Raw genomic sequence first — 235 nt, 5'->3', positions numbered from 1 at the left:
AGCTCGAAGTCCCGCGCGGCGGTGTACCGGTCGGGGAAAGCGGCGTCCGACGACGAGGTGTAGCAGGTGCGCTGCCGGGGCAGGGCGCTGGGCACCCGCTCGCGCATTCCGATCGGGGACAGCCGGAGCAGCTCGTCCGCGACGTCGGCCCGTCCGAGCGCTGCCAGGGCCTCGGCCCACCGGATGTGCGCGTGCGCGTACATGAGGCCGACCTCGCGCCCGAAGAACGCCGCCT

General features: G+C 74.0%; 1 protein-coding gene. It reads right to left on the bottom strand.

The features are described from left to right. On the bottom strand, positions 1-235 hold a 235-nt coding region (locus tag KVT14_RS21460), incomplete at both ends, for a hypothetical protein (RefSeq protein ID WP_217617394.1).

The sequence above is a fragment of the Cellulomonas sp. GbtcB1 genome, assembly GCF_019091725.1.
Lineage (GTDB): Bacteria > Actinomycetota > Actinomycetes > Actinomycetales > Cellulomonadaceae > Cellulomonas.
This window is presented reverse-complemented; position numbering and strand designations above follow the sequence as displayed.